The sequence below is a fragment of the Granulicella sp. dw_53 genome, assembly GCF_018449545.1.
In the GTDB taxonomy this organism is placed as follows: Bacteria; Acidobacteriota; Terriglobia; order Terriglobales; family Acidobacteriaceae; genus Edaphobacter.
This window is the reverse complement of sequence record NZ_JAAVUR010000011.1, coordinates 161268-182187: the sequence shown is the minus strand read 5'-3', so window position 1 is coordinate 182187 and position 20920 is coordinate 161268. Positions and strand designations below refer to the sequence as shown.

At 61.1% G+C, this 20920-nt stretch carries 15 protein-coding genes; 9 read left to right on the top strand and 6 right to left on the bottom strand.

The genetic code is table 11. The annotated features are described in order from the left end of the window. Positions 1–5: 5 nt before the first annotated feature. Positions 6–479 carry a nucleoside deaminase gene (locus HB393_RS17535; RefSeq protein WP_213806482.1) on the bottom strand — a complete coding sequence of 158 codons (474 nt, stop codon included), beginning with the start codon at positions 477–479 and terminating at the stop codon, positions 6–8. A gap of 54 nt (positions 480–533) precedes the next feature. On the opposite strand from HB393_RS17535, the gene allB reads away from it, so the two are divergent. The 9 genes from allB to hmgA all read left to right on the top strand — a co-directional run bounded on the left by allB (position 534) and on the right by hmgA (position 9816). Continuing rightward, the gene (gene allB, locus HB393_RS17530; RefSeq protein WP_213806481.1) at positions 534–1883 is read left to right on the top strand and encodes an allantoinase AllB; all 1350 of its coding nucleotides are present in this window, start codon (positions 534–536) and stop codon (positions 1881–1883) included. A gap of 5 nt (positions 1884–1888) precedes the next feature. Next, positions 1889–2404: a 2-oxo-4-hydroxy-4-carboxy-5-ureidoimidazoline decarboxylase gene (gene uraD / locus HB393_RS17525; protein WP_213806480.1), complete on the top strand. Its 516-nt coding sequence runs from the start codon at positions 1889–1891 to the stop codon at positions 2402–2404. Next, on the top strand, positions 2404–2742 hold the full coding sequence (gene uraH / locus HB393_RS17520; RefSeq protein ID WP_213806479.1) for a hydroxyisourate hydrolase: 339 nt from the start codon (positions 2404–2406) through the stop codon (positions 2740–2742). The genes uraD and uraH overlap by 1 nt, the downstream gene beginning before the upstream one ends. 4 nt (positions 2743–2746) lie before the next feature. Continuing rightward, the gene (gene pucL, locus HB393_RS17515; protein WP_213806478.1) at positions 2747–3595 is read left to right on the top strand and encodes a factor-independent urate hydroxylase; all 849 of its coding nucleotides are present in this window, start codon (positions 2747–2749) and stop codon (positions 3593–3595) included. Positions 3596–3630: 35 nt separating this feature from the next. Then, positions 3631–4893 (top strand): allantoate amidohydrolase, encoded by a 1263-nt coding sequence (locus HB393_RS17510; RefSeq protein ID WP_213806477.1) that lies wholly within the window; start codon positions 3631–3633, stop codon positions 4891–4893. An 8-nt stretch (positions 4894–4901) separates the two neighbouring features. After that, positions 4902–5636 carry a (S)-ureidoglycine aminohydrolase gene (allE, locus tag HB393_RS17505; protein WP_213806476.1) on the top strand — a complete coding sequence of 245 codons (735 nt, stop codon included), beginning with the start codon at positions 4902–4904 and terminating at the stop codon, positions 5634–5636. 28 nt (positions 5637–5664) lie between these two features. Then, entirely contained in the window at positions 5665–6942 is a 1278-nt protein-coding gene (locus tag HB393_RS17500) for a M20 family metallo-hydrolase (RefSeq protein ID WP_213806475.1), read from the top strand. 19 nt (positions 6943–6961) lie between these two features. Continuing rightward, entirely contained in the window at positions 6962–8413 is a 1452-nt protein-coding gene (locus tag HB393_RS17495) for an NAD-dependent succinate-semialdehyde dehydrogenase (RefSeq protein ID WP_213806474.1), read from the top strand. A 104-nt stretch (positions 8414–8517) separates the two neighbouring features. Then, on the top strand, positions 8518–9816 hold the full coding sequence (gene hmgA, locus HB393_RS17490) for a homogentisate 1,2-dioxygenase (RefSeq protein ID WP_213806473.1): 1299 nt from the start codon (positions 8518–8520) through the stop codon (positions 9814–9816). Between the two features lie 67 nt (positions 9817–9883). On the opposite strand, the gene HB393_RS17485 is transcribed toward hmgA, so the two are convergent. From HB393_RS17485 to HB393_RS17465, 5 genes are all read right to left on the bottom strand, one after another. Then, complete coding sequence (locus tag HB393_RS17485; protein ID WP_213806472.1) at positions 9884–12889, bottom strand: carboxypeptidase regulatory-like domain-containing protein; 3006 nt, start codon at positions 12887–12889, stop codon at positions 9884–9886. A 49-nt stretch (positions 12890–12938) separates the two neighbouring features. After that, complete coding sequence (locus tag HB393_RS17480) at positions 12939–14186, bottom strand: DUF5666 domain-containing protein (RefSeq protein ID WP_255551270.1); 1248 nt, start codon at positions 14184–14186, stop codon at positions 12939–12941. Between the two features lie 325 nt (positions 14187–14511). After that, positions 14512–16257, bottom strand: coding sequence for a malto-oligosyltrehalose trehalohydrolase (treZ, locus tag HB393_RS17475; RefSeq protein WP_213806471.1), 1746 nt, complete (start codon positions 16255–16257; stop codon positions 14512–14514). Next, positions 16250–18955 carry a malto-oligosyltrehalose synthase gene (gene treY / locus HB393_RS17470; RefSeq protein WP_213806470.1) on the bottom strand — a complete coding sequence of 902 codons (2706 nt, stop codon included), beginning with the start codon at positions 18953–18955 and terminating at the stop codon, positions 16250–16252. Before treY ends, treZ begins: the two co-directional genes overlap by 8 nt. A 124-nt stretch (positions 18956–19079) precedes the next feature. Next, on the bottom strand, positions 19080–20906 hold the full coding sequence (locus HB393_RS17465) for a glycoside hydrolase family 15 protein (RefSeq protein WP_345945275.1): 1827 nt from the start codon (positions 20904–20906) through the stop codon (positions 19080–19082). Positions 20907–20920: the final 14 nt, after the last annotated feature.

Sequence of the window (20920 nt, the reverse complement as noted above, 5' to 3'; positions counted from 1 at the left end):
GCGTTCTAGTAGTCGATTCTGCTGGCGTACGCGCGCCATGCGTTGAAGCTGGAGATAGCCTGATCCCGCAGCAGGTTGATGGTGGGGATGCTGCGCTGGCCGTGGGGGAGCGCGACCTCGTCGTAGAGGAAGGCGTCGTCGAAGCCGGCGTCTGCGGCCTCCTGTGCGGTACTGCCGTAGTAGATGGCTCCGAGGCGCGACCAGTAGATGGCGGCCAGGCACATGGGGCAGGGCTCGCAGCTACTGTAGATCTCGCAGCCCTGCAAGGTGAAGGAACTGAGCTCGGCGCAGGCGTTGCGGATGGCGACGACCTCGGCGTGGGCGGTAGGGTCATTGCTGATGGTGACGCTGTTGGCGCCCATCGCGAGGACCTCCCCGTCGCGTACGATGACGGCGCCGAAGGGTCCTCCGCGGCCGGATACGACGTTCTCAGTGGCCAGGGCGATGGCCTGCTGCATGAAGACTGGGTTTCCCTGCATGGACTGCGTATCCTTGGTATCCTCGGCGGCTAAAAGTCGCGGATAATCAAGATTATGGCACAGGCCTTCCTTTCAAAACGAGTCGTTACGCCGCAGGGCACGCAGCCCGGAGCGTTGCTGGTGGAGGCAGGCACGATTGTAGCTGTGTGCAGGGCCTCCGAGGTGCCGGGAGACGCGGAGGTCATCGACTATGGCGCGGCGGCATTGCTGCCCGGGCTGGTCGATACGCACGTCCACATTAACCAGCCGGGACGCACGGAGTGGGAGGGCTTCTACACCGCGACGCGGGCCGCAGTGGCAGGGGGCTTTACGACGCTGGTGGATATGCCGCTGAACTGTCTGCCCGAGACGACCACCGTGGCGGCTCTGGAGGCGAAGCGGGAGGCCGCACAGGGTGAGGCCTGGGTCGATTGGATAAGCTGGGGTGGGGCGGTGGCCGACAACCAGCAGCATCTGCTGCCGCTGGCGGCGGCCGGGGTGCCTGGGTTCAAGTGCTTTTTGATCTATCCGGGGTGCGATGGCTTTACGATGATCGACCAGCAACAGCTTGAGGCCGCTCTACCTGCGATTGCTGAGTCGGGGCTGCCGCTGCTGGTACATGCGGAGCTGGCAGGGCCGATCGATGAGGCGATGCTGCGGCTGCGCGATGCCGACTGGCGAAGCTATGCCACGTATCTTGCTTCGCGCCCGGATGAGGCAGAGCTGCAGGCGGTTCGGCTGATGATTCGACTGTGCCGCGAGTATGGGTTTCGGCTGCATATCGTGCATCTCTCTACGGCGCTCGCGCTGCCGGAGCTGCGGGCTGCGAGGGCGGAGGGGCTGCCGATCACCGTGGAGACCTGCCCGCATTATCTGCACTTCCATGCGGAGGAGATTGCCGACGGTGCGACGCTGTGGAAGTGTGCTCCGCCGATTCGCAGTGGGGAGAATCGTGAGGCACTGTGGGAGGCGTTGCGTAGGGGGGAGATCGATATGATCGTGACCGACCACTCGCCGTGTCCACCAGAGATGAAGGGAGTGGAGGCAGGGCGTTTCGATCTGGCCTGGGGCGGGATTGCGGGGCTGTCGGTGGCGCTGCCGGTGATCTACACGGAGTGTCTGCGGCGGGGCTTTGGGCTCGATGAGGTTGCACGCTGGATGAGTTCGGCGCCTGCAGCGCTGGCGGGGATCAGTGCGAGGGCAGGACAGTTGATGGCTGGGCGGGAGGCGAGTTTTGTGGTCTTCGATACGGAGGCGAGCTTTACCGTTACGACGGATAAGCTGCACTTCCGGCACGCGATCTCGCCCTATCTTGGCGAGACGTTGCGGGGGGTGGTGGAGGCGACTTATCTTCGCGGCGAGGCTATTTATCAACACGATAGCTTCGCCTCCCTGCCCAGAGGCCGCGAGGTCAGGCTATTCTAAAACTTATGGCTGAAGTGCTCACCCAATGGAACTCGCTCGATCAGGACGCCGCGGCCTTAGCGGTGCTGCCCTGTTGCGGGTCGCGGGCCTGGGCTACTGAGCTGGCCGCCAAGAGACCGATTGCAGATGAGGCGGTGTTGCTGGCTGAGTCTTCTGCGGTTTGGGGTGCTCTGCCGCAAGAGGCGTGGCAGGAGGCCTTCGATAGCCATCCGCGTATTGGGGAGCAGAAGGCGCAGGGGCGAGTGACGGAGGAGTCGTTGCACTCCTCGGCGCACGAGCAGTCGGCCGCGCTCTCCGCGGATGACGCGGCCAAGCTTGCGCTGCAGGAGGCCAACCGCCGCTATGAGGAGAGGTTCGGGCGTATCTTTATCATCTGCGCGAGCGACAAGGGTACGAGCGAGATTCTCGCGGCGCTGGAGGCCCGGATGAACAACGACGCAAACACCGAGTTACAAGAAGCCGCGGAGCAGCAGAGGCAGATCACCGCACTGCGGCTGAAGCGCTGGCTGGAGGCTGCATAATGGGCATCTCGACGCACATTCTCGATACAGCATTGGGCCGTCCGGCGGCAGGGGTTACGGTGTCGCTGGAACAGTTGAAGGGCGAGGTTTGGACTGCCTTGAACGAGGTCTCGACCGACGTCGATGGACGCTGCAAGTATCTTCTGCCGGAGGATGCGAAGTTGGAGACCGGGACCTACCGGGTGCACTTCGCCACCGCTGGATACTATAAGGCTCTCGGGTTGCAAGGACTCTACCCCTATGTCGAGGTCGTCTTCGAGATCCTCGACCACACGCAGCACTATCACGTCCCGCTGCTGTTGACTGCAAACGGCTACACAACCTATCGAGGGAGTTGATTCAATGATTGAACTTGTTGCAAATCGTTATGGAAAATCCCGTGTTCGTTTAATGAAGGTGACGCGCCATGCGCACGGAAATGACCTGCGCGAGTGGACCGTGCAGGTGATGTTTCAAGGCGACTTCGAGAGCGCACACACCCACGGGGATAACAGCAAAATCCTGGCGACGGACACCATGAAGAACACCGTCTATTCGATCGCGCGGAGCTCCACCGCCGTCTCCATGGAGGAGTTTGCGATGGAGCTGATCGACTTTCTGCTAAGCCGCAACCAGCAGGTAAGCTCCGTGTCGGTTCGCATCGCCAGCACGTTGTGGAAGCGGATGACGATCGACGGCAAGCCGCATCCCGACTCGTTCATGCGCGGCTCGGACGAGTTGCAGACGACGCTGGTGGAGAAGACACAGGGAGGTTCATTCAAGATCGTCTCCGGACTTGAAGATCTGGTGGTGATGAAGACCGCAAAGTCCGGCTTTGAAGGGTTCATTCAAGAGTCGCTGACGACGCTGAAGGGGACCAACGACCGCCTCTTCTGTACCGCGGTTCGTGCGGACTGGACCTATAACAGCACCAGTCTCGACTTTGAGGCTATTCGCACGAAGGTTCGCGAGAGGATGCTGAAGACCTTCGCCGAGCACGATAGCAAGTCCGTTCAGCAGACGCTCTATGCGATGGCCAGGAGCGCCTTGACGGATGTGCCGGAGATCAGCGAGATCGAGATCCGTATGCCAAACAAGCACTGCCTACTGGTCGACCTGTCGCGCTTCGGGCAGGACAACCCCAACGAGATCTTTCTGCCCATCGATGAGCCGCATGGCTCCATGGAAGCACGCGTCGTACGCAAGCCGTGAATCTGTAGCGGCTTGTCTTTCCATCCATTGTGCCTATGAAAGTTACAGAGGTTACCAACACGGAGCGGGGCGAGAGCATCATTCGACGGTGCCGCGAGATTGCGGCCTGGACGGATGTGCCGGGCGAGACGACGCGGACCTTCCTTTCCCCGTCGATGCGCGGCGTTCACGATCTGCTGCGGGCGTGGATGGAAGAGGCGGAGATGAGCGTCGAGGTAGACGCCGTAGGCAATCTGCGCGGTCTATATCCGGCGCTCCGTCCCGATGCTCCGCGCCTGGTTATCGGCTCGCACCTGGACACCATTCCGAACGCGGGCGCCTTCGACGGCGTGCTGGGCGTGGTGCTCGGAATCGCGCTGGTGGAGGAGCTTCGCGGGCGACGGCTGCCGTTTGCGATTGAGGTGGTTGGCTTCTCCGAGGAGGAGGGTGTCCGCTTCAGCAAGCCGTTCCTAGGCAGCATGGCGTTCACCGGCACGCTGGACGCCATGCTGCTGAAGATCAAGGACGTGCATGACGTGAGTCTGGGAGAATCGATTCTCAGCTTCGGGCTCGACCCTGCCGAGCTGCCAGCGGCCAAGGTCTCGCCGAGGGCGTTCGCGTATCTGGAGATGCATATCGAACAGGGGCCGCTGCTGGAGAGCGTGTCGCGACCGCTGGGAGTAGTCGAGGCCATCGTCGGGCAGAGCCGCTTGTTCGCGAGCTTTACCGGCAAGGCCAACCATGCCGGCACCACACCGATGCGGCTACGGCATGATGCCCTGGCCGCCGCAGCGGAGTGGATCGTCGCAGTAGAGCGTATCGCCTCCGTACGCGACGGGCTGGTCGCTACTGTCGGCAACATCAGTGCCCTTCCCGGCGCGGGCAATGTTATCGCGGGCGATGTGGCAGCGACGCTGGATCTGCGCCACGCGGATGATGCCGTACGCTCCGCCTCGCTCGACAAGATTCTGCTGGAGGCGCAGCAAGCGGCGGACCGGCGCGGCGTCAAGTTCGCCTGGCGCGAGACCATGGATCAGGACGCCGTGCCAATGGATGAGTCTTTAACGAGCCTACTCGAATGCGCGATGCTGGCTGCCAATGTACAGCCTGTTCGCATGATGAGCGGAGCGGGGCACGATGCGATGATCGTTGCGGCGCATCTTCCTAGCTGCATGTTGTTTGTACGCAGTCCAGGCGGCCTAAGCCATCATCCGGCAGAGTCTGTGCTGGCGAAGGATGTTGCAGCAGCGCTGACCACCGGTATGGAGTTTCTTAAGTTGCTTGAAGCGCGATCCACCAGCACAGGACACGAGGCATAAGGACGACGATGCATAATCTTGGACACACCCGCAGCAGCCATCAACGCGACCACCTGCTGCACACGCCGGACTGCTTCGTGCGAGCGCCACTGCCCGGGATGAAGCTGGGCACTGCCATCGTGCACGTCGCTCCCGCGGCAGGGGCCGCCTTCACGCAGTACACCGCGGAGTTGGAGCCAGAGGGAACGTTGGGCTCCACTGCGGCGCAACGCTTCGTCTATGTGTTGGACGGCAGCGTCGATCTTGCGACTGGAACCAGCTTTCAGACGCTCAACGCGGGTGGCTATATGTATCTGCCGGAAGGCACTGAACATACCCTGACCGCGCGGGAGAGAACGCGGCTGGCGGTGATCGAGAAGATCTACCAGCCTCTTGAAGGAGTCACTGCGGCGACGATGCTGGTCGGCAAGGAGAGCAGCATTGCGCCGGTGGCCCTGATGGGGGATGTTGACCTGGAGGTTCGCAGCCTGCTTCCTGACTCACCTTCGTATGACTTCGCCGTAAACACAATGACCTATCAACCGGGTGCTGCGCTGAGCATGGTCGAGGTCCATGTGATGGAGCATGGGTTGCTGATGCTGGAGGGCGGCGGCATCTATCGGCTCGGCGATGCTTGGTATCCAGTTACGGCGGGCGATTTTATCTGGATGAGCCCATACTGTCCGCAGTGGTTCGGAGCGCTGGGCAAGCAGCCGGCAAAGTATCTGATTTATAAAGACTGGAACCGGCACCCGCTCAGCTAATTTCTATATGTATCAGCAGGAGTCACATATGCAGATCCTTATCGACGAAGCAAGACTGAGCAGCGAACTGGAGACCCTGGCGACGCTTACTCACGTTGAACCAGCGGCCAACGGCACGGCGGTGACTCGCGTCGTCTTCTCCGAGGACGATCTGAAGGCCCGTAGCTGGCTGAAGGGGCTGGCCTCGAAGGAGGGGTTCAGCGTCCGTGAGGATGCAGTGGGCAACACCTTTATCCGCTGGGAGGGCACAGAGCCGGAGCTGCCGGCGGTCGCTACGGGTTCGCACATCGATGCCATTCCACACGCCGGCATGTATGACGGAACGGTGGGAGTGCTAGGCGGACTGGAGGCGATGCGTGCTTTGAAGCGCAGCGGGATGAAGCTGCGCCGGTCGATCGAACTGGTGCTGCTGACCTCGGAGGAGCCAACGCGCTTCGGTATTGGGTGCCTGGGAAGCCGGCTGCTCTCTGGTGCGCTCGATCCTGCTCGAGCCGATGATCTGAAAGACCTGACCGGGGAAGAAGGCTCTACTCTGGCTACAGCGCGCAAGGCGGCGGGATTTACCGGGCCGTTGGCCGCAACACGTCTGCCTGCGGGCCACTATCACTCCTGGATTGAACTGCACATCGAGCAGGGCCCGCTGCTCGAACGCGAAGAACTTCGACTAGGCATCGTCACTAGCATCGCCGCGCCGGCGAGCTATCGCTACACGATTGAGGGTCTCGGCGGACATGCGGGTGCGCTGCTGATGCCCGATCGCAAGGATGCGCTGTGTGCCGCGGCGGAGATGATTCTTTCGCTGGAGAAGCATGCACTCGCCACCGGCGCGATCGATACGGTAGCGACGGTGGGAACCTGCGAGGTCTATCCCGGCGCGGTAAACAGCGTGCCCAGCAAAGTCGTATTGCAGATCGATCTGCGCGACACCGAGCTGGAACGGCGCGAAGGCGTGATCCGCGCGGTGCGTTGGGACCGCGACGAGATACAGCGTCGCCGGGGCGTCACGGTGTGCGAAGAGTTGATCAACGCCGACTCCCCCGCCCAGAGCGCGCCTCCCGTCGTGGCGTTGTTGAAGGAGATCTGTACGGAGAGCGCTACGCCGTACAGAACGATGGTCAGCCGTGCGTATCACGACTCGCTCTTCATGGCTCGTATCGCGCCGGTTGCGATGATCTTCATCCCATGCCATCAGGGTGTGAGCCATCGGCCGGACGAGTATGCGAAGCCGGAAGATATCGCTTTGGGCGCGCATGTTTTGGCCGAGGCGTTGGCTCGATTAGCATCCGAACCCGGATCGGCAGGGTAAACTGCTGAAAGAACAACGCATGGCAATCGAATCCATCAATCCCGCGAACGGCCGCCTGCTGCGGCACTTTGAAGCCTTCTCCGATGAGGTCATCCGCCAACGAATCGCAGTGGCCGATGACGCCTTCCGCGCCTACGCCACCGTCCCGCTGGAGCATCGCGCTCTGTGGATGCGTAAGCTCGCCGCGATCCTGGAGCACGAGACCGAAGAGTTGGCCACGACCATCACGCTGGAGATGGGCAAGCCTATCCCAGCCTCGCGGCAGGAGGTGCTGAAGTGCGCCTCCACCTGCCGGTACTATGCCGATCACAGCGCACGCATCCTGGCGCCGGAGGCCATCTCCATCGGCTCCAACCATAGCTATGTGCGTTGGGATCCGCTTGGCATCGTGCTCGCGGTGATGCCGTGGAACTTTCCCTTTTGGCAGGTCTTTCGTTTTTTGGCGCCGGCGTTGATGGCCGGCAATGTGGGCTTGCTGAAGCACTCTTCGAATGTGCCGCAGTGCGCGATTGCGATCGAGTCGCTGGTGCGGCGTGCTGGATTTCCCAGGGGAACATTTCAGACGCTTCTGATCGAATCGAAGCAGGTCGAGATGGTGCTGGGCGATGAACGGGTTGCAGCCGTCACCGTGACTGGAAGCGAGGCGGCTGGACGCGCCATCGCCGCGCAGGCGGGCTGGCTGATCAAGAAGTCCGTGCTCGAGCTGGGCGGCAGCGATCCATTTATTGTGATGCCATCGGCGAACCTCGACCTCGCGATCGAAACAGCCGTGCAGTCGCGTTGCGTGAACAACGGACAATCCTGCATCGCCGCCAAACGCTTCCTCGTCGCGGATGAGATCTACGATCAGTTTGAGTCCCGCTTCGTCGCGGCGATGGAAGAGGTTCGCATTGGCGATCCGATGAAGGACAACACCGAGGTCGGACCGCTGGCGACCAAGCGCCTCGTCGATGAACTAGAGGCGCAGGTAAAGACGGCGCAGGCTGCTGGAGCGCGCATCTTGACCGGGGGCGAACGCATGGTCGGCGCGGGCAACTACTTCGAGCCAACGGTTCTGGTCGATGTGCCGCGTAGCTGCCCGACTTATCGCGAGGAGCTGTTTGGGCCGGTTGCGATGCTCTTTCGCGTGACCGACTTGAGCCACGCAATCCAACTGGCGAACGATACGCCCTTCGGCCTCGCCGCCTCAGCGTGGACGCGGGAGCCCTCCGAGCAGCAGCGCCTGGTCACGGAGCTACAGTGCGGGCAGGTCTTTCTCAATGCGATGGTGTCGAGCGATCCTCGACTGCCCTTCGGTGGCATCAAGCGTTCGGGCTACGGACGCGAGCTGTCGGCGGCGGGGATGCGCGAGTTCCTGAACGCAAAGACGGTGGTCATCGCGTCGCCCGGCGCTCCAACGCCGCATGACGACTCGCGGGAGCTGATTCCCTTCCCGGATCGCCGCGACATGGATACGCGGGATAGCGACTAGCTCCGCAAAGCTTTTCTGCAACTTGTACTCCTTTTCGGCTAAGATACGGCGTCCTTGCGAAGCGGTCTCGTCTCGCGCTGGACACGGCATCCCGAGAGGAATCCATGGCCCATCTCGAATACTTCACCGGCTTCGGCAACGAGTTCGCCACCGAGGCACTAGCAGGTGCACTGCCCGTCGGTCAGAACGCACCGCAGCAGGCTCCCCTTGGCCTCTATACGGAACAGTTGAGCGGCACGCCGTTCACCACGCCTCGTCTGCTCAACCGCCGCACCTGGACCTACCGCATACGGCCCTCGGTGATGCACAAGCCCTACGAGCGCATCGCGAATGGGCTGCTTCGCTCGACTCCGTTCCACGAGGTCGAGACGACTCCGAGCCAGCTTCGCTGGGATCCTTTACCGCTACCCACCGAAGAGGTCGACTTTGTCGATGGACTCACGACGTTAGCCGGAAACGGCGATTTGACGATGCACTCCGGCCTGGCGATCCACATCTACACGGCCAACAAGAGTATGACGGATCGCTTCTTCTACTCTGCGGATGGAGAACTGCTGTTCGTGCCGGAAAAAGGCCGACTTCTACTTCATACAGAGCTGGGCATCCTCGAGCTTGCGCCCGGGGAGATCGCCATCGTTCCGCGTGGGATCAAGTTTCGTGTTGAGCTGCTGGACGCGGCTGCACGAGGCTACCTATTGGAGAACTACGGCGCGACGCTGCGCCTGCCGGAGCTGGGCGCGATCGGGGCGAATGGGCTGGCCAACTCTCGCGACTTCCTCACTCCGCATGCTGCGTATGACGACCGTGACGGCGCGTCGTTCCAGGTGGTAGCGAAGTTCCTCGGCAACCTGTGGGCGACGGAGTTCGACCACTCTCCGTTGGATGTCGTTGCGTGGCACGGCAACTATGCCCCCTGCAAGTACGACCTGACACGGTTCAACTGCATCAACACGGTCAGCTTCGACCATCCTGACCCATCGATCTACACGGTGCTGAGCTCCCCGAGCGAGATAGCCGGAACGGCGAACGTGGATTTCGCCATCTTCCCGCCGCGCTGGCTGGTGGCGGAGCATACCTTTCGGCCACCCTGGTTCCACCGCAACTTCATGAACGAGTTCATGGGGTTGATCTATGGCGAGTACGACGCCAAGGCGGAGGGCTTCGTGCCGGGCGGCGCAAGCCTGCACAACTGCATGAGCGGCCACGGCCCTGACGCTGAAACCTTCGCACGCGCCAGCAGCGCGGAGCTGAAGCCGGTGAAGCTGGACGGGACACTGGCTTTTATGTTCGAGACTCGTTTCGTCTGCCGGCCCACGAAGTTCGCGATGGAGACGGCGGCGCGGCAGCATGAGTACTACACCTGCTGGCAGACGCTCAAGAAGAACTTCTCGCCAACGAAGTAAAGCGATCTGCACGAGAAAAGGGCGCGACCGAAGATTCGGTTGCGCCCTCTTTAGGATCAGTTCAGGGTTAGAAGTTAAAGGCAGCCTGCAAGGTGATCCGCCGCACCGCTGTAGCGGAGCTGAACGGTCCGGTCGCCAGTGTGGTGAACTGCCCGAAGCGCGGCGAGCTTAGCGTGCTGGTGGGAGTACCGTACGGAATCATATTGAAGAGGTTGAAGGCCTGCGCTCCGATGGTGAAGTTGTACTTCCGCCCAGTCGAGACACCGCCGCCGGGACCGCCACGGCCACCGCCGCCACCCCCACCGCCACGTCCGCCACCACCGCCGCCACGGCCACCGCCGCCCGGGCCACCTGGACCGCCGGGGCCGCCCATTCCGCCACCGTCGCCACTCGCCGCGGCCCCAGTCTTCGGACCGAAGCCGAAGACACGGCCGACGCGCAAATTGAAGGTGACGTTCGCTGGGCCGGTGCAGTAGTTGATCGGCACAGGCGTCAGGTTGCCGGTCTGCACCGAGCTGAAGTCAGAGGCATGAAAGCAGTTTCCACTGCTGCCATTGGCGAAGAAAGGACGTGCGTTATAGATAGAGGTGCCCAACGGATCGAGGCCGGTAGTCGCATTGTAGGGAGTGCCTGACTGGGCGATCATGAACGGGCTGGCCGTAATCCTGAGAGGCAAGGTGACGTTTCCGCCGACCACACCCATGTTCCGCTTGGCAAAGGCGGCTCGTCCATAGTCGACCGCTGTATTCGTATTGCTGGTAGGAAAGAAGCCTGAGCCCGAAGTATTGGCATTGGCAAAACTCAGCGCGTAGAAGCCGAACAGCGTCACCTTCCTGAAGCGGGCATTGGTATTGACCAGCAGTTGCTGCTGACGATAGACGCCACCCGATTGGAACTCGTAGTCGTAGGGGGTAGATGTGTTATTCGGATTGAAAAAGTTACGACTCATATATTGGTGAACGCCGCGGGCGTTCAGGTAGTTCACCGAGACGGTCGCAGCGCGGCCAATCTGTTGATCGACCCCGATGGCCGACTGCATCGTGTAAGAGCTGCGTAGGCTAGGACCAAACTGACTGTTGCCAAGACTGTAGATCGTCGCTCTGCTCGCAGCAGCGGTTCCGCATCCTGCCGGACTGGTCGGGGTGCAGGCAGCGCCAGGATTGATGAACGTCGCCTTGGTCTGGTTCGATCCATTCAACTGCAGTGTGGTGAGAGTATCGGCAAGCGTGAAGCGGTCATAGAAGAGACCATAGCCGCCACGAATCACGGTGGTGCTGGTCTTGCCTTTGCCCCGGGGTACGCCGTAGGCGAACGACACGCGGGGCGCGAGATCGTGTGCACTATTGATGACGTTTTGCGCCTCGTACCTCAAGCCAAAGCTGATCGTCAGATTGGCCTTCGGCTTCCAGTCATCCTCGGCATACAGGCCGACATCCGTCAGGCGGCCGTTGACCGACGGGATATTGATATTCGTGATGCTGTACTGTCCGGGATTGCCGCATTGATAGGAGGAGATACTGGCATTTGCGTTGGCGCAAGGCGTCGTGACCCCGGCAGCGCAGTTGCTCGGCCTGGTCACATTGCTGCTCGTATCGGTGCAGGGGTCCAGCAGGTAGGAGTAAGTGAAGGTCCCGTTCTGTCCCGCAGTGGAGGTAAGTGACTCGTTCGTCGTCCGGAGCCGCCCGCCAAGCCGGAGGAAGTTCTTCTCCAGCGAGATCGAGGTATAGTTCTGCACCTCAATATGCGTCGAGGTCGAACGGACAGTACCCAGGCTCGAGCCGCCGGCGGTAAAGATGCCTTGAACGGACAAGGTAGGAGCCGTGCTCAGAGGATCTTGTGTCGAGAAGTCTCGCTGATACTCGAATCGCGTCTCGTTGATGACATGCGCGTTGACGATCTGCGTATCGCTGATCTGAACAGTGTGCTCGGTGGACTCCGTGTTGTAGCCCACGGTCGGCAGGTTGGTATTGCCGATGCCGGCGTTCTGCGCGCCGGTCACGTTGTACTGGTAGCGAACCGTCAAGGTGTTCTTCTCGCCCAGCGCCAGATCGAAGCGCGGAGTGATATCGCTGCGCGTCTGCGGATGTGCTACCGCGCGGGCCACGCTCGGGAAAGAGGTGAAGTACGAGCAGCCAGCGCTGTTGGCAAGTCCGGGAGCGCATGGAACTGTCGAGTCCGCGGAGGTCGCATAGTAGCCGCTCGGATTGACGATGCTGTTGTCCTGAATCGTCCGGTGCGATCCACCCACCGTGAACGAAGACTTATGCGTCACCGGCCCGGTGATGCTGCCGAGGATGAAGATCGTATGGTACGGAGGCTGAGAGTTCGCGGAGCCAAGAAACGGGTTCGAGGTGTTGAACGACTTATCGCCACCCTGAACGCTGATGTTGCCATGAAACTTATCCGTACCGGGCTTGGTGAAGACCTCGACGCGGCCATAGCCGAGCTTGTCGTACTGCGCCGAAAACGGATTCTGGTTGATGCGGATCTCACGGATGGAGGACTTCGGTGGTAGCTGTCCGCCGGTAAAGCCGTCCACGTAGATCTGTCCGCCGTTGGGTCCCGCGGCCGGTCCAGCCAGCGCAGTCAGCTCCGAGGAGAGCTCATCGGGATCATCCGAAAGCGCATCCAGATCCTTCCCCTTGATGACCGTGGAGCTCGCATTGCTATCGGCGTCGACGCTCACCTGCGCGGTCTGCGCCGTCACCTGCACCTCCTGCTGCTCCGTCTGGATCGCCAGCTTCACATCCACGGTGAGCGCCTGATTCGCCGTAATGCGAATTCCCTGCCGCAGAAACGAGGCGAACCCGTTCATGGTCACTGTCATCGAGTAGGTGCCCGCAGGCACACCGCGAATGACGTAGGTTCCATCCTGACCCGAGGTCGCAAGTAGCGGGCTCCCCGAGACCGGCGTCAAGGTGACGGTCGCTCCAGGAATGACGAGCCCATCCGGATCGTTGACGAGGCCTCGAACGGTAGCGCCGGCCTGTTGGGCCGATCCCTCCTGAGGCGACAGGAGAACCATGGCAATGAAAAAAGCAAAAAAGAACTTCAAGGCGGAACGAAGTGGCATTACTACTCCTAAAGAGAGAATCGGATGTCGTTATTGTGCGAAGTGGGAGCTATTGAACACCGCCGCCTTCTGGCGCGCTGCCACCTACACTCCACGGAGAGAGCGTCATAGGAGAACCACTTGGCGTGGCTGCAAGAATCGGCTCAACTCCCGACAACAAAGTCACCGCTGTCACGGAAGGGCTGGTAGGCGAGGCCTGGGAGCCAACGATCATCACGGCTTCTCCAACCTTGAGGTCGGCGAGGGTCTCGTTCGGCAGCCGCGAGAGCATCTGCGAGAGATCCATCCCAGCCGAATGGCTTCCGCCTCCGGGACCGCCCTGACCCGGGCCACGAGGACCCCCTGGCCCTGCACCGGCTCCCGCGGGAGAGGCACCGCCGGCAACAGCGTTCGCAGCTTGAGCCCCACCCGCCGCCGGAGGAGCGCCAGCACCAGCCGCACCGCCCTTGGCACGCGCCGCAAACATCGCCGCCGCCCGCTCCGGCAACCTGCGCAGATCGGAGCTCGGGGTGATCTTCACCGTCATCATCTTCTTGGTGGTCAGATCCTTCAGAGTGATCGAGCCATCGGCGGCGCTCAGCGTCGCGATGGTTCCTGAGAGATTCTTGAAGGAGCCGCTTACAATCTCTTCGGCGGCGATGGAGGTCCCATCCTCAGACTTCGTCCCTCGCACGCGAAGCTGGTCGCCAGGCTGCACCTCCGCCAACGTACCCGGGACGGCGTCCTCAAACTTGATCGAAGCTCCCGAATAGCGGCGGAAGATGGTGCTGTTGGTGGACTTCACCTGCACCTTCTTGGCGCCTTCGGTCACAGTAAGCATGCCGGTCGCAGTGTCGACAGCGTTGACCAGACCGCCGCTGCCGCGTTTCTGCCAATCAGCCTGCTCCTGTGCGTGCTTCTGTGCAATATCGGTGGACTTCATCAGGATGACGCGGGATGCGGTGAGTTGATCGGCGGCATCTCCGGCCTTGCCTGTGACGAGCACACGGTCGCCGACGGCGATATCCGACAAGGTGCCCGGGGTAGCGGTCTTAAGATCTGTACTGCCCGGTGCAAGCTGCACGACGCGAACCGCATCTCCCAGCGTTACCGTTACCGCTTGACCGGCATCAGTGGTCAGCATCAGCGTGGTTCCGGCAATCGACTTCACCGTTCCGATCTGCCTTGCCGCAGCCGCGGCGGTTGGCGCTGCCGATGCCTGCGCGACGGCGAACGGAGTCAAACTTACGGTGAACAACGCGGGGAGCAGCACCAATCTTTGCAGAGCCGCTCGCGTTACGCCAGATACTGTTGCCATCGGGTAGATCCTCAGGGTAATTTCAGCTTGCGTTCAATCATTCCAGTCAGACCCGCCCGGCCTCTTCCAATACGACCGCAGCCAGGCCAACATCTTGACCGGCATGTTGTTTCATAGACGTAAGAAAGCTGTGAGAGATACGAAATCCGCAGAATAAAAGTTTCGATTTCGGGTAGCGTTCCGGGCACAGAAGAGCTGGGCAGCTTCCGAACGGAACGGGGAGTGGACTGGGTCTGGAAGAGTGTAACGGTTACTCTACAGACCTGGCAATCCTATCCTCAACGGCATTCGTATCTACCTCAGTAGGCGCGAGTTGCTCTTCGGCTTAGTTCGTCTCTCGAGAGACGATGGCCAGGGAGTTCAAGGGGAGAACCACCTTCCCATCTTCTATATAGATGTCGGCGCAGGACGCCAGCACCAACGGAGATCCTTCAGAGTCCGGAAGGCTCACCGTCTCTTCACCCAGGTTGCAAAATATCCTCACCAGACCGCGTGTCATCACCAGCGTACGCTTCAGTTCGTCGTACTCGACCTTCACATGGCCAAGGTCGCCGTCGTTCAGCGACGAAGACGAGCGGCGCAGATGGATGAGTTGCTTCATCCACTGAAACATCTCTTCATGCTGTCCCTGGTGGACCTCGTCCCAGTTCAGCTTCGACCGCTCGAAGGTCTCAGGGCTCTCCGGGTCAGGGATCTGCTCCGGGTTCCATCCGAAGGCAGCGAACTCGCGCTTACGTCCCTCGGAGACAGCCTTGCGCAGCTCCCCGTCCTCGTGATCGGCAAAGTATTGAAAGGGTGTGGAAGCGGCATACTCCTCACCTTGGAAGAGCATGGGGATGAACGGCGCGGTGAGGATAAGACCGGCGGCGACCTTCGAGCGGTCCATGCCGATGATGTGCTCCAGCCGGTCGCCAGTCGCGCGATTCCCTACCTGATCATGATTCTGGATGAAGCCCACAAAGTGATGCGCCGATAGGCCAGCCACGGGACGCCCATGCGACCGGCTGCGATAGCCGGAGTATGCACCGTCGTATACGAAGACCTGATTCAACGCCTTAGCCAGATCCGCGAACGAGCCGAAGTCGTCGTAGTATCCCTTACCTTGCTCTGTATGCAGGATCGCGAACAGCGCATGGTGGAAGTCGTCGCTCCACTGCGCGTCCATGCCATAGCCGCGTGCCTCGCGAGGTGTAACGACGCGAGGATCGTTGAGGTCGCTCTCGGCGATCAACACCAGCCGCCGTCCCAGAGTCGAGGACAGTACGTCGACCTCGGCGGAGAGCTGCTCCATAAAGTGAATGGCAGAACGATCCACGAACTCATGGACCGCATCCAGACGAAGACCGTCGACGTGGTAGTCGCGCATCCACATCAACGCGTTGTCGCAGAAGAAGCGCCGCACCTCGTCGCTGCCGGCCCCTTCGAAGTTCACCGCGGAGCCCCACGGCGTGCGATGCAGATCGGTCAGGTAAGGACCGAACTTGTTGGCGTAGTTCCCTACTGGTCCGAAGTGGTTGTAGACCACATCGATCAACACTGCAATGCCATGTTGATGGCAGGCATCGACCAGCCGCCGCAGCGCATCCGGCCCGCCGTACGTATGCCGCACAGCAAACAGCGCGACGCCGTCGTATCCCCATCCAAACGCGCCGGGAAACGCCGCCACCGGCATCAGCTCGATGTGGGTGATGCCCAACTCCACAAGATACGGTAGACGCTCGATTGCCGCATCGAAGGTTCCTTCCTTAGTGAAGGTGCCGATGTGAAGCTCGTAGATCACAGCTCCGGTTAACGGCGGTCCCTGCCACTCCGCATCGGTCCACTCGAAGGCCTTGTGGTCGACCAGACGAGACGCCGAGTGCACTCCGTTCGGCTGCCATGCCCCACGCGGATCGGGATACGCCGTCTCATCGTCATCCATCAGGAATGCGTAATCGGTGCCTGGTCCAGCCTCCTCAACAGTCGTGCGCCACCAGCCTCTGCTATCCGGCCCCGCCATCGTGTACGCTCTGTCTTCGATCTTGAGGGACATCTTCTCGGCCTTGGGCGCCCATACCGTAAACTCATGCATTCTTAGAATCCTTTATCTCTCCGGTATTCTCCGGACTCTCTTCCCGCACCAAAAGGGCTACAGGAAACTCCCGCAGCAGCCCTTCGACGGCTACCTTGCCACCTTCGACCAACTCACCCGTCAAACGATTTCTCCACTGCCCCTTGGGCAATGCCAGCGCCGTGGAGGCCCACTTGCCATCCAGCGTAACCACCAGCCGCGGCACCACCGTCACCACACTGTCGCCGCGCAGATAGGCCAGTACATGAGCCTTCTTGGAGCCCGTCGCCTTGAGCGCGCGATAGCCGCTCTCCGCGCCGAACCACTCAGGATGCTCGTTGCGTAGCTGCAGCGCGTGCCGGATCGTCCAGAGCTTGGGCATCCCGTCGTTCATGCGTTCCATCACCTGCGCCGCCGTCATCGTCCGCATCTCTTCCAGCAGCTTGCAGCGGAGGACGTAGTCCACCGGCCTGCGGTTGTCGGGGTCCACCAGGCTGAGGTCCCACAGCTCGCCGCCTTGGTAGAGATCGGGCACGCCCGGCGCAGTGTGCTTCATCAACGTCTGCGCAAGCGAGTTCACTCGACCGGCAGGCTTCACCGACTCGACAAACTGTTCCAGCTCCTCAAGAAATGGCGCATGCTCCAGCGTCCGATCGATAAAGCTGTTCAATGCATCTTCGAACTCTTTATTGTTCGCCACCCACGAGGTCTGTTGCTTGCCCTCGCGCATCGCCTTCTCCATGTAGGCACGCATGCGGTCGGCCGTGACAGGCCAGGCGCCAATCAACGACTGGTAGTAGAAGTACTCCGTATTGCGATCGACGATCGAAGTCCCATCCGCTCGTGTGCCGCGCAGCTCCGCATTCAGACGCGACCAGCGATGGACTGCCGCACCGAATCTGCCCGGCATCTCCGTCAACACCGCCAACCGTGAGCGTACGTCGTCGCTGCGCTTGGTGTCGTGGGTAGAGAGCGTCGTCATCGTCAGCGGACGTGTCTTCTGCATCGTGCCACAGTAAGAGTGAAAGTCCTCGACCGAAAGACCATCGCGGCCCGGATCGCCTCCCACCTCGTTCACGCCGGTCTGGCGGTTATAGCAATAGAAGGCAGTATCTTCGACGCCCTTCGCCATCACCGGTCCGGTGAACTGCTGAAAGCGCATCACGAACTCGGTCTCCTGCTTGCCCCGGACGACCATCGTCAATACATCGCGCATGAAGTCAAAGAGTCCACCATCAATATCAGGACGTTTTGCCTTCGCGCAATCCGTCGCCTGCGAGATGACCCGCCGGTCCAGGTCGGTAATCTCATTGCGCTCCGGAACCACATAGGTCCGGTAGATAGGAAAGCACGCCGCCACCTCACGGATCGCACGCCGCATCTCGGCTCGTGTGTAGTCGCGCTGATTGCGATTGCACTCGCAGATCTCGACGAAGAGCGACGTCAGCCGATTCACATCGCTGGCCAGCGACTCCTGAGTCACGTTGATCTTCTTCTCGTGCATGATGTCGGAGTAGGTCGGAGACCCACCGATAAAGTCGGAGTACACCGCACTCAACTCCGCCATCCCTTCCGACCGCACCAGCACACCAATCGCAACGTTCAAAAAGTCGTAGCCGCTGGTCCCTTCAATCGGCCAGCTCTCCGGCAGATACTCTCCCGGCTCGAGAATCTTCTCTCCCACGATCCACGCCCCGGGCGCACGCTCCCGCAGACGCTCGAAGTACTGCAACGGATCGCGAAGCCCATCCGGATGATCCACCCGCACGCCATCGAGCACGCCGCGCTCCAGCCAGTCCAGTACCAGAGCATGCGTCTCCTCGAACACATGCTCGCGCTCCACCCGCAGACCGATCAACGTATTCACATCGAAGAAGCGCCTGTAGCCAAGCTGCTGATCCGCGGCCTTCCAGTAGGCCAACCGATAGTTCTGTTGATTCAGAAGATCGTCCAGCGCATCCAAATTCGCGTTCAGCTCCATCACCGCACGATCGATCTGCCCGCAGACGCCCGGCTCTTCCGCACACAGACGAGCCAGCAGCGCATAAAGCACCTTCTTGTCGCGATGACGCGCCAGAATCGTTCTGCGGTCCACGTACTCCGGAGCCGGAAGCCGTCCAAACGACGCCGCCAGAAAGCTCAGCGTCTCGGACTTCGAGTACTCCGCGGCCCTCGTCAAAATCGTCGGCAGCGTAGGCGGAGCGACAGGAAGCGTCTGCCCAGCACACTCCACCTGGAACAATCCTCCATCCCGCACAACCTTGATCCCGCCAGCTTGCAACACCCTTCCGTATTGATCGGAGAGGATCGGCACCAGTACTTTGTTACGCAGACGTTCTTCCTGCGGCTGCCAGTCGATATCGAAGAACGAAGCATACCGGCTCGAAGTCCCGTTCTCAAGCACATCCCACCAGAAGCGGTTCTCGCTGCCCAGCGACATATGGTTGGGCACGATGTCCAGCACCTGCCCCAACCCCACCTCGCCGAGCTTCTTCGTCAGGCGATCGTGCCCGGCCGCTCCGCCGAGCTCCGCGTTCACCTTCTGGTGATCCACCACGTCGTAGCCGTGCGTACTGCCCGGCGCGGCCTGCAGGTAGGGAGAGCTATACACATGCGAGATACCCAGCTCCCGCAGATAGTCCGCGATAGCGACGGCGTGGTCGAAGGTAAAGTCTTTATGAAATTGGAGTCGATACGTTGATTTAGGGGTGCGTAGCATGAGTCGTCAACCGATCAGGTTCGGCACAAGTGGTGCAGGTTCAGCAGATATAACCTTAGAGTACCGAGGGCACCTTCGGGTTGCACTCACTTGGATGCGCAGCGCCTGCTCTCTCCCTTCCCGTCTAAGTCCTTTGATCGCCGTACGCCTGCGGCCGCCACGTTCCCGAGATTGTGAACGCAGCATGAATCAGAGCGATGTGCGAAAGCGCTTGCGGAAAGTTTCCCACAAGTCTTCTTCGTACTGGATCGTACTCCTCCGACAGCAGCCCCACATCGTTGCGCAGCCCCAGCAACCGCTCATAGAGCGCCTTCGCATCCGCCTTGCGCCCGATCAACCAAAGATTACTCACCATCCAGAAGCTGCACGCCAGAAAGGCTCCCTCGCTGCCCTGCAGCCCATCGCGAAAGTTCTTCGTGTTGTATCGCAGCACGAACCCTTTCCTCATCAGGTCCCGCTCGATCGCTTCCACCGTCCCGCGAATCCGCGGATCTTCCGGAGGCAGAAATCCTACCAGCACAATCCTCAGACACGAAGCATCCAACTGCGTCGATCCATACGACTGCACAAAACTGTTCAGCCTCTTATTAAACCCCTTCGCGCACACCTCGCGATGGATCATGTCCCGATTCTTCCGCCATCGTTCGACATCACCAAAACCGTCGAACCGTTCGTAGTTCCGAATCGCCCGGTCGAGCGCAGCCCACGCCATCACCTTCGAGTGGGTAAAGTGCTTGCGCCCTCCTCGCGTCTCCCAGATCCCCTCATCCGGTTCCTGCCACACCTTGCAGACATGATCGATCAACGCCGCCTGCAACGCCGTAGCCGAGATCCGCTCACGCCCCTTCGCCTCCGGAGTCCTCGCCAGCGCCGAAGCCAGCTCCCCAAAGACATCCAACTGAAACTGCCCCGTCGCCCCATTCCCGATCCGTACCGGCTTCGAACCCTCATACCCCGGCAGCCAGTCCGCCTCCCACTCCGTCAACTGCCGCTCCCCGCGCACTCCATAAAGAGCCTGCACCTGATCCGGCGCACCAGCGATGGTACGCATCAGCCACTCACGCCAGGCCACCGCCTCCTCGTCATAGCCCGCTGCCAGCAGCGCCAGCAAAGTAAACGAAGTATCCCGAATCCAGCAGAAGCGGTAGTCCCAGTTCCTCCCGCCCCCGATCTGTTCCGGCAGCGACGTCGTCACCGCGGCGACGATACCGCCGCTCGGCCTGTACGTCAGTGCCTTCAGCGTGATCAGCGACCGCCGCACCGCATCCTGGTATGCTCCCCGGTACGTCCCCCGCTTCGCCCACCCCGACCAGAATCGTTTGGTGCTCCGCAACGCCCGCTGAGTATTCGGCGCAGGAGGAAACTTCTCAATGGAAGATCCGCCCGTCAGCACAAAGCTGACCACCTGATCCGCCTTGACCGTAAACTCGCTCACCGTCGTAAGCCCCTCGCCCCGCAGCGGAGCGGAGGTACGCAACACCGCCATATCGTCACCCGCGATCGCATTTAGGCCGGACTTCGCATGCGTCACCCAGGGAACGGTCCTCCCATAGTCGAACCGCAGCGCCAGCTCCATCCTCATCTTCACCCGACCCCGCACCCCACGCACGATGCGTATCAGGTGCGAGCATCCACTTCGCGGCGGCATGAAGTCCGTGACCAGAACCTCGCCCCCACGGGTCACGAACGTCGTCTCCAGCACCAGCGTGTCGTCGACATATCGCCTACGGGAACTCTTCACCTTGGCCGTGGGCGCAAGGCTCCAATAGCCGTGATCCTTCGTCCCCAGCAGCGCCGCGAAGCAAGCTCCTGATGAGAAATCTGGCCAGCAAAGCCAGTCGATCGATCCATGCTTCGAGACCAGCGCCGCAGTTTCGCAGTCGCCGATCAGGCAATAGTCCTCAATAGGGGATCCATGCAGCGCCCTGTTCGTCTTCCTCTGTCGTGCCACCACTTAACCTCGTC

Bases quoted from the DNA above. Each gene is read 5' to 3' on its own strand.
- HB393_RS17535 (WP_213806482.1), bottom strand. From the start codon at position 479: ATGCAGGGAAACCCAGTCTTCATGCAGCAGGCCATCGCCCTGGCCACT.
- allB (WP_213806481.1), top strand. From the start codon at position 534: ATGGCACAGGCCTTCCTTTCAAAACGAGTCGTTACGCCGCAGGGCACG.
- uraD (WP_213806480.1), top strand. From the start codon at position 1,889: ATGGCTGAAGTGCTCACCCAATGGAACTCGCTCGATCAGGACGCCGCG.
- uraH (WP_213806479.1), top strand. From the start codon at position 2,404: ATGGGCATCTCGACGCACATTCTCGATACAGCATTGGGCCGTCCGGCG.
- pucL (WP_213806478.1), top strand. From the start codon at position 2,747: ATGATTGAACTTGTTGCAAATCGTTATGGAAAATCCCGTGTTCGTTTA.
- HB393_RS17510 (WP_213806477.1), top strand. From the start codon at position 3,631: ATGAAAGTTACAGAGGTTACCAACACGGAGCGGGGCGAGAGCATCATT.
- allE (WP_213806476.1), top strand. From the start codon at position 4,902: ATGCATAATCTTGGACACACCCGCAGCAGCCATCAACGCGACCACCTG.
- HB393_RS17500 (WP_213806475.1), top strand. From the start codon at position 5,665: ATGCAGATCCTTATCGACGAAGCAAGACTGAGCAGCGAACTGGAGACC.
- HB393_RS17495 (WP_213806474.1), top strand. From the start codon at position 6,962: ATGGCAATCGAATCCATCAATCCCGCGAACGGCCGCCTGCTGCGGCAC.
- hmgA (WP_213806473.1), top strand. From the start codon at position 8,518: ATGGCCCATCTCGAATACTTCACCGGCTTCGGCAACGAGTTCGCCACC.
- HB393_RS17485 (WP_213806472.1), bottom strand. From the start codon at position 12,889: ATGCCACTTCGTTCCGCCTTGAAGTTCTTTTTTGCTTTTTTCATTGCC.
- HB393_RS17480 (WP_255551270.1), bottom strand. From the start codon at position 14,186: ATGGCAACAGTATCTGGCGTAACGCGAGCGGCTCTGCAAAGATTGGTG.
- treZ (WP_213806471.1), bottom strand. From the start codon at position 16,257: ATGCATGAGTTTACGGTATGGGCGCCCAAGGCCGAGAAGATGTCCCTC.
- treY (WP_213806470.1), bottom strand. From the start codon at position 18,955: ATGCTACGCACCCCTAAATCAACGTATCGACTCCAATTTCATAAAGAC.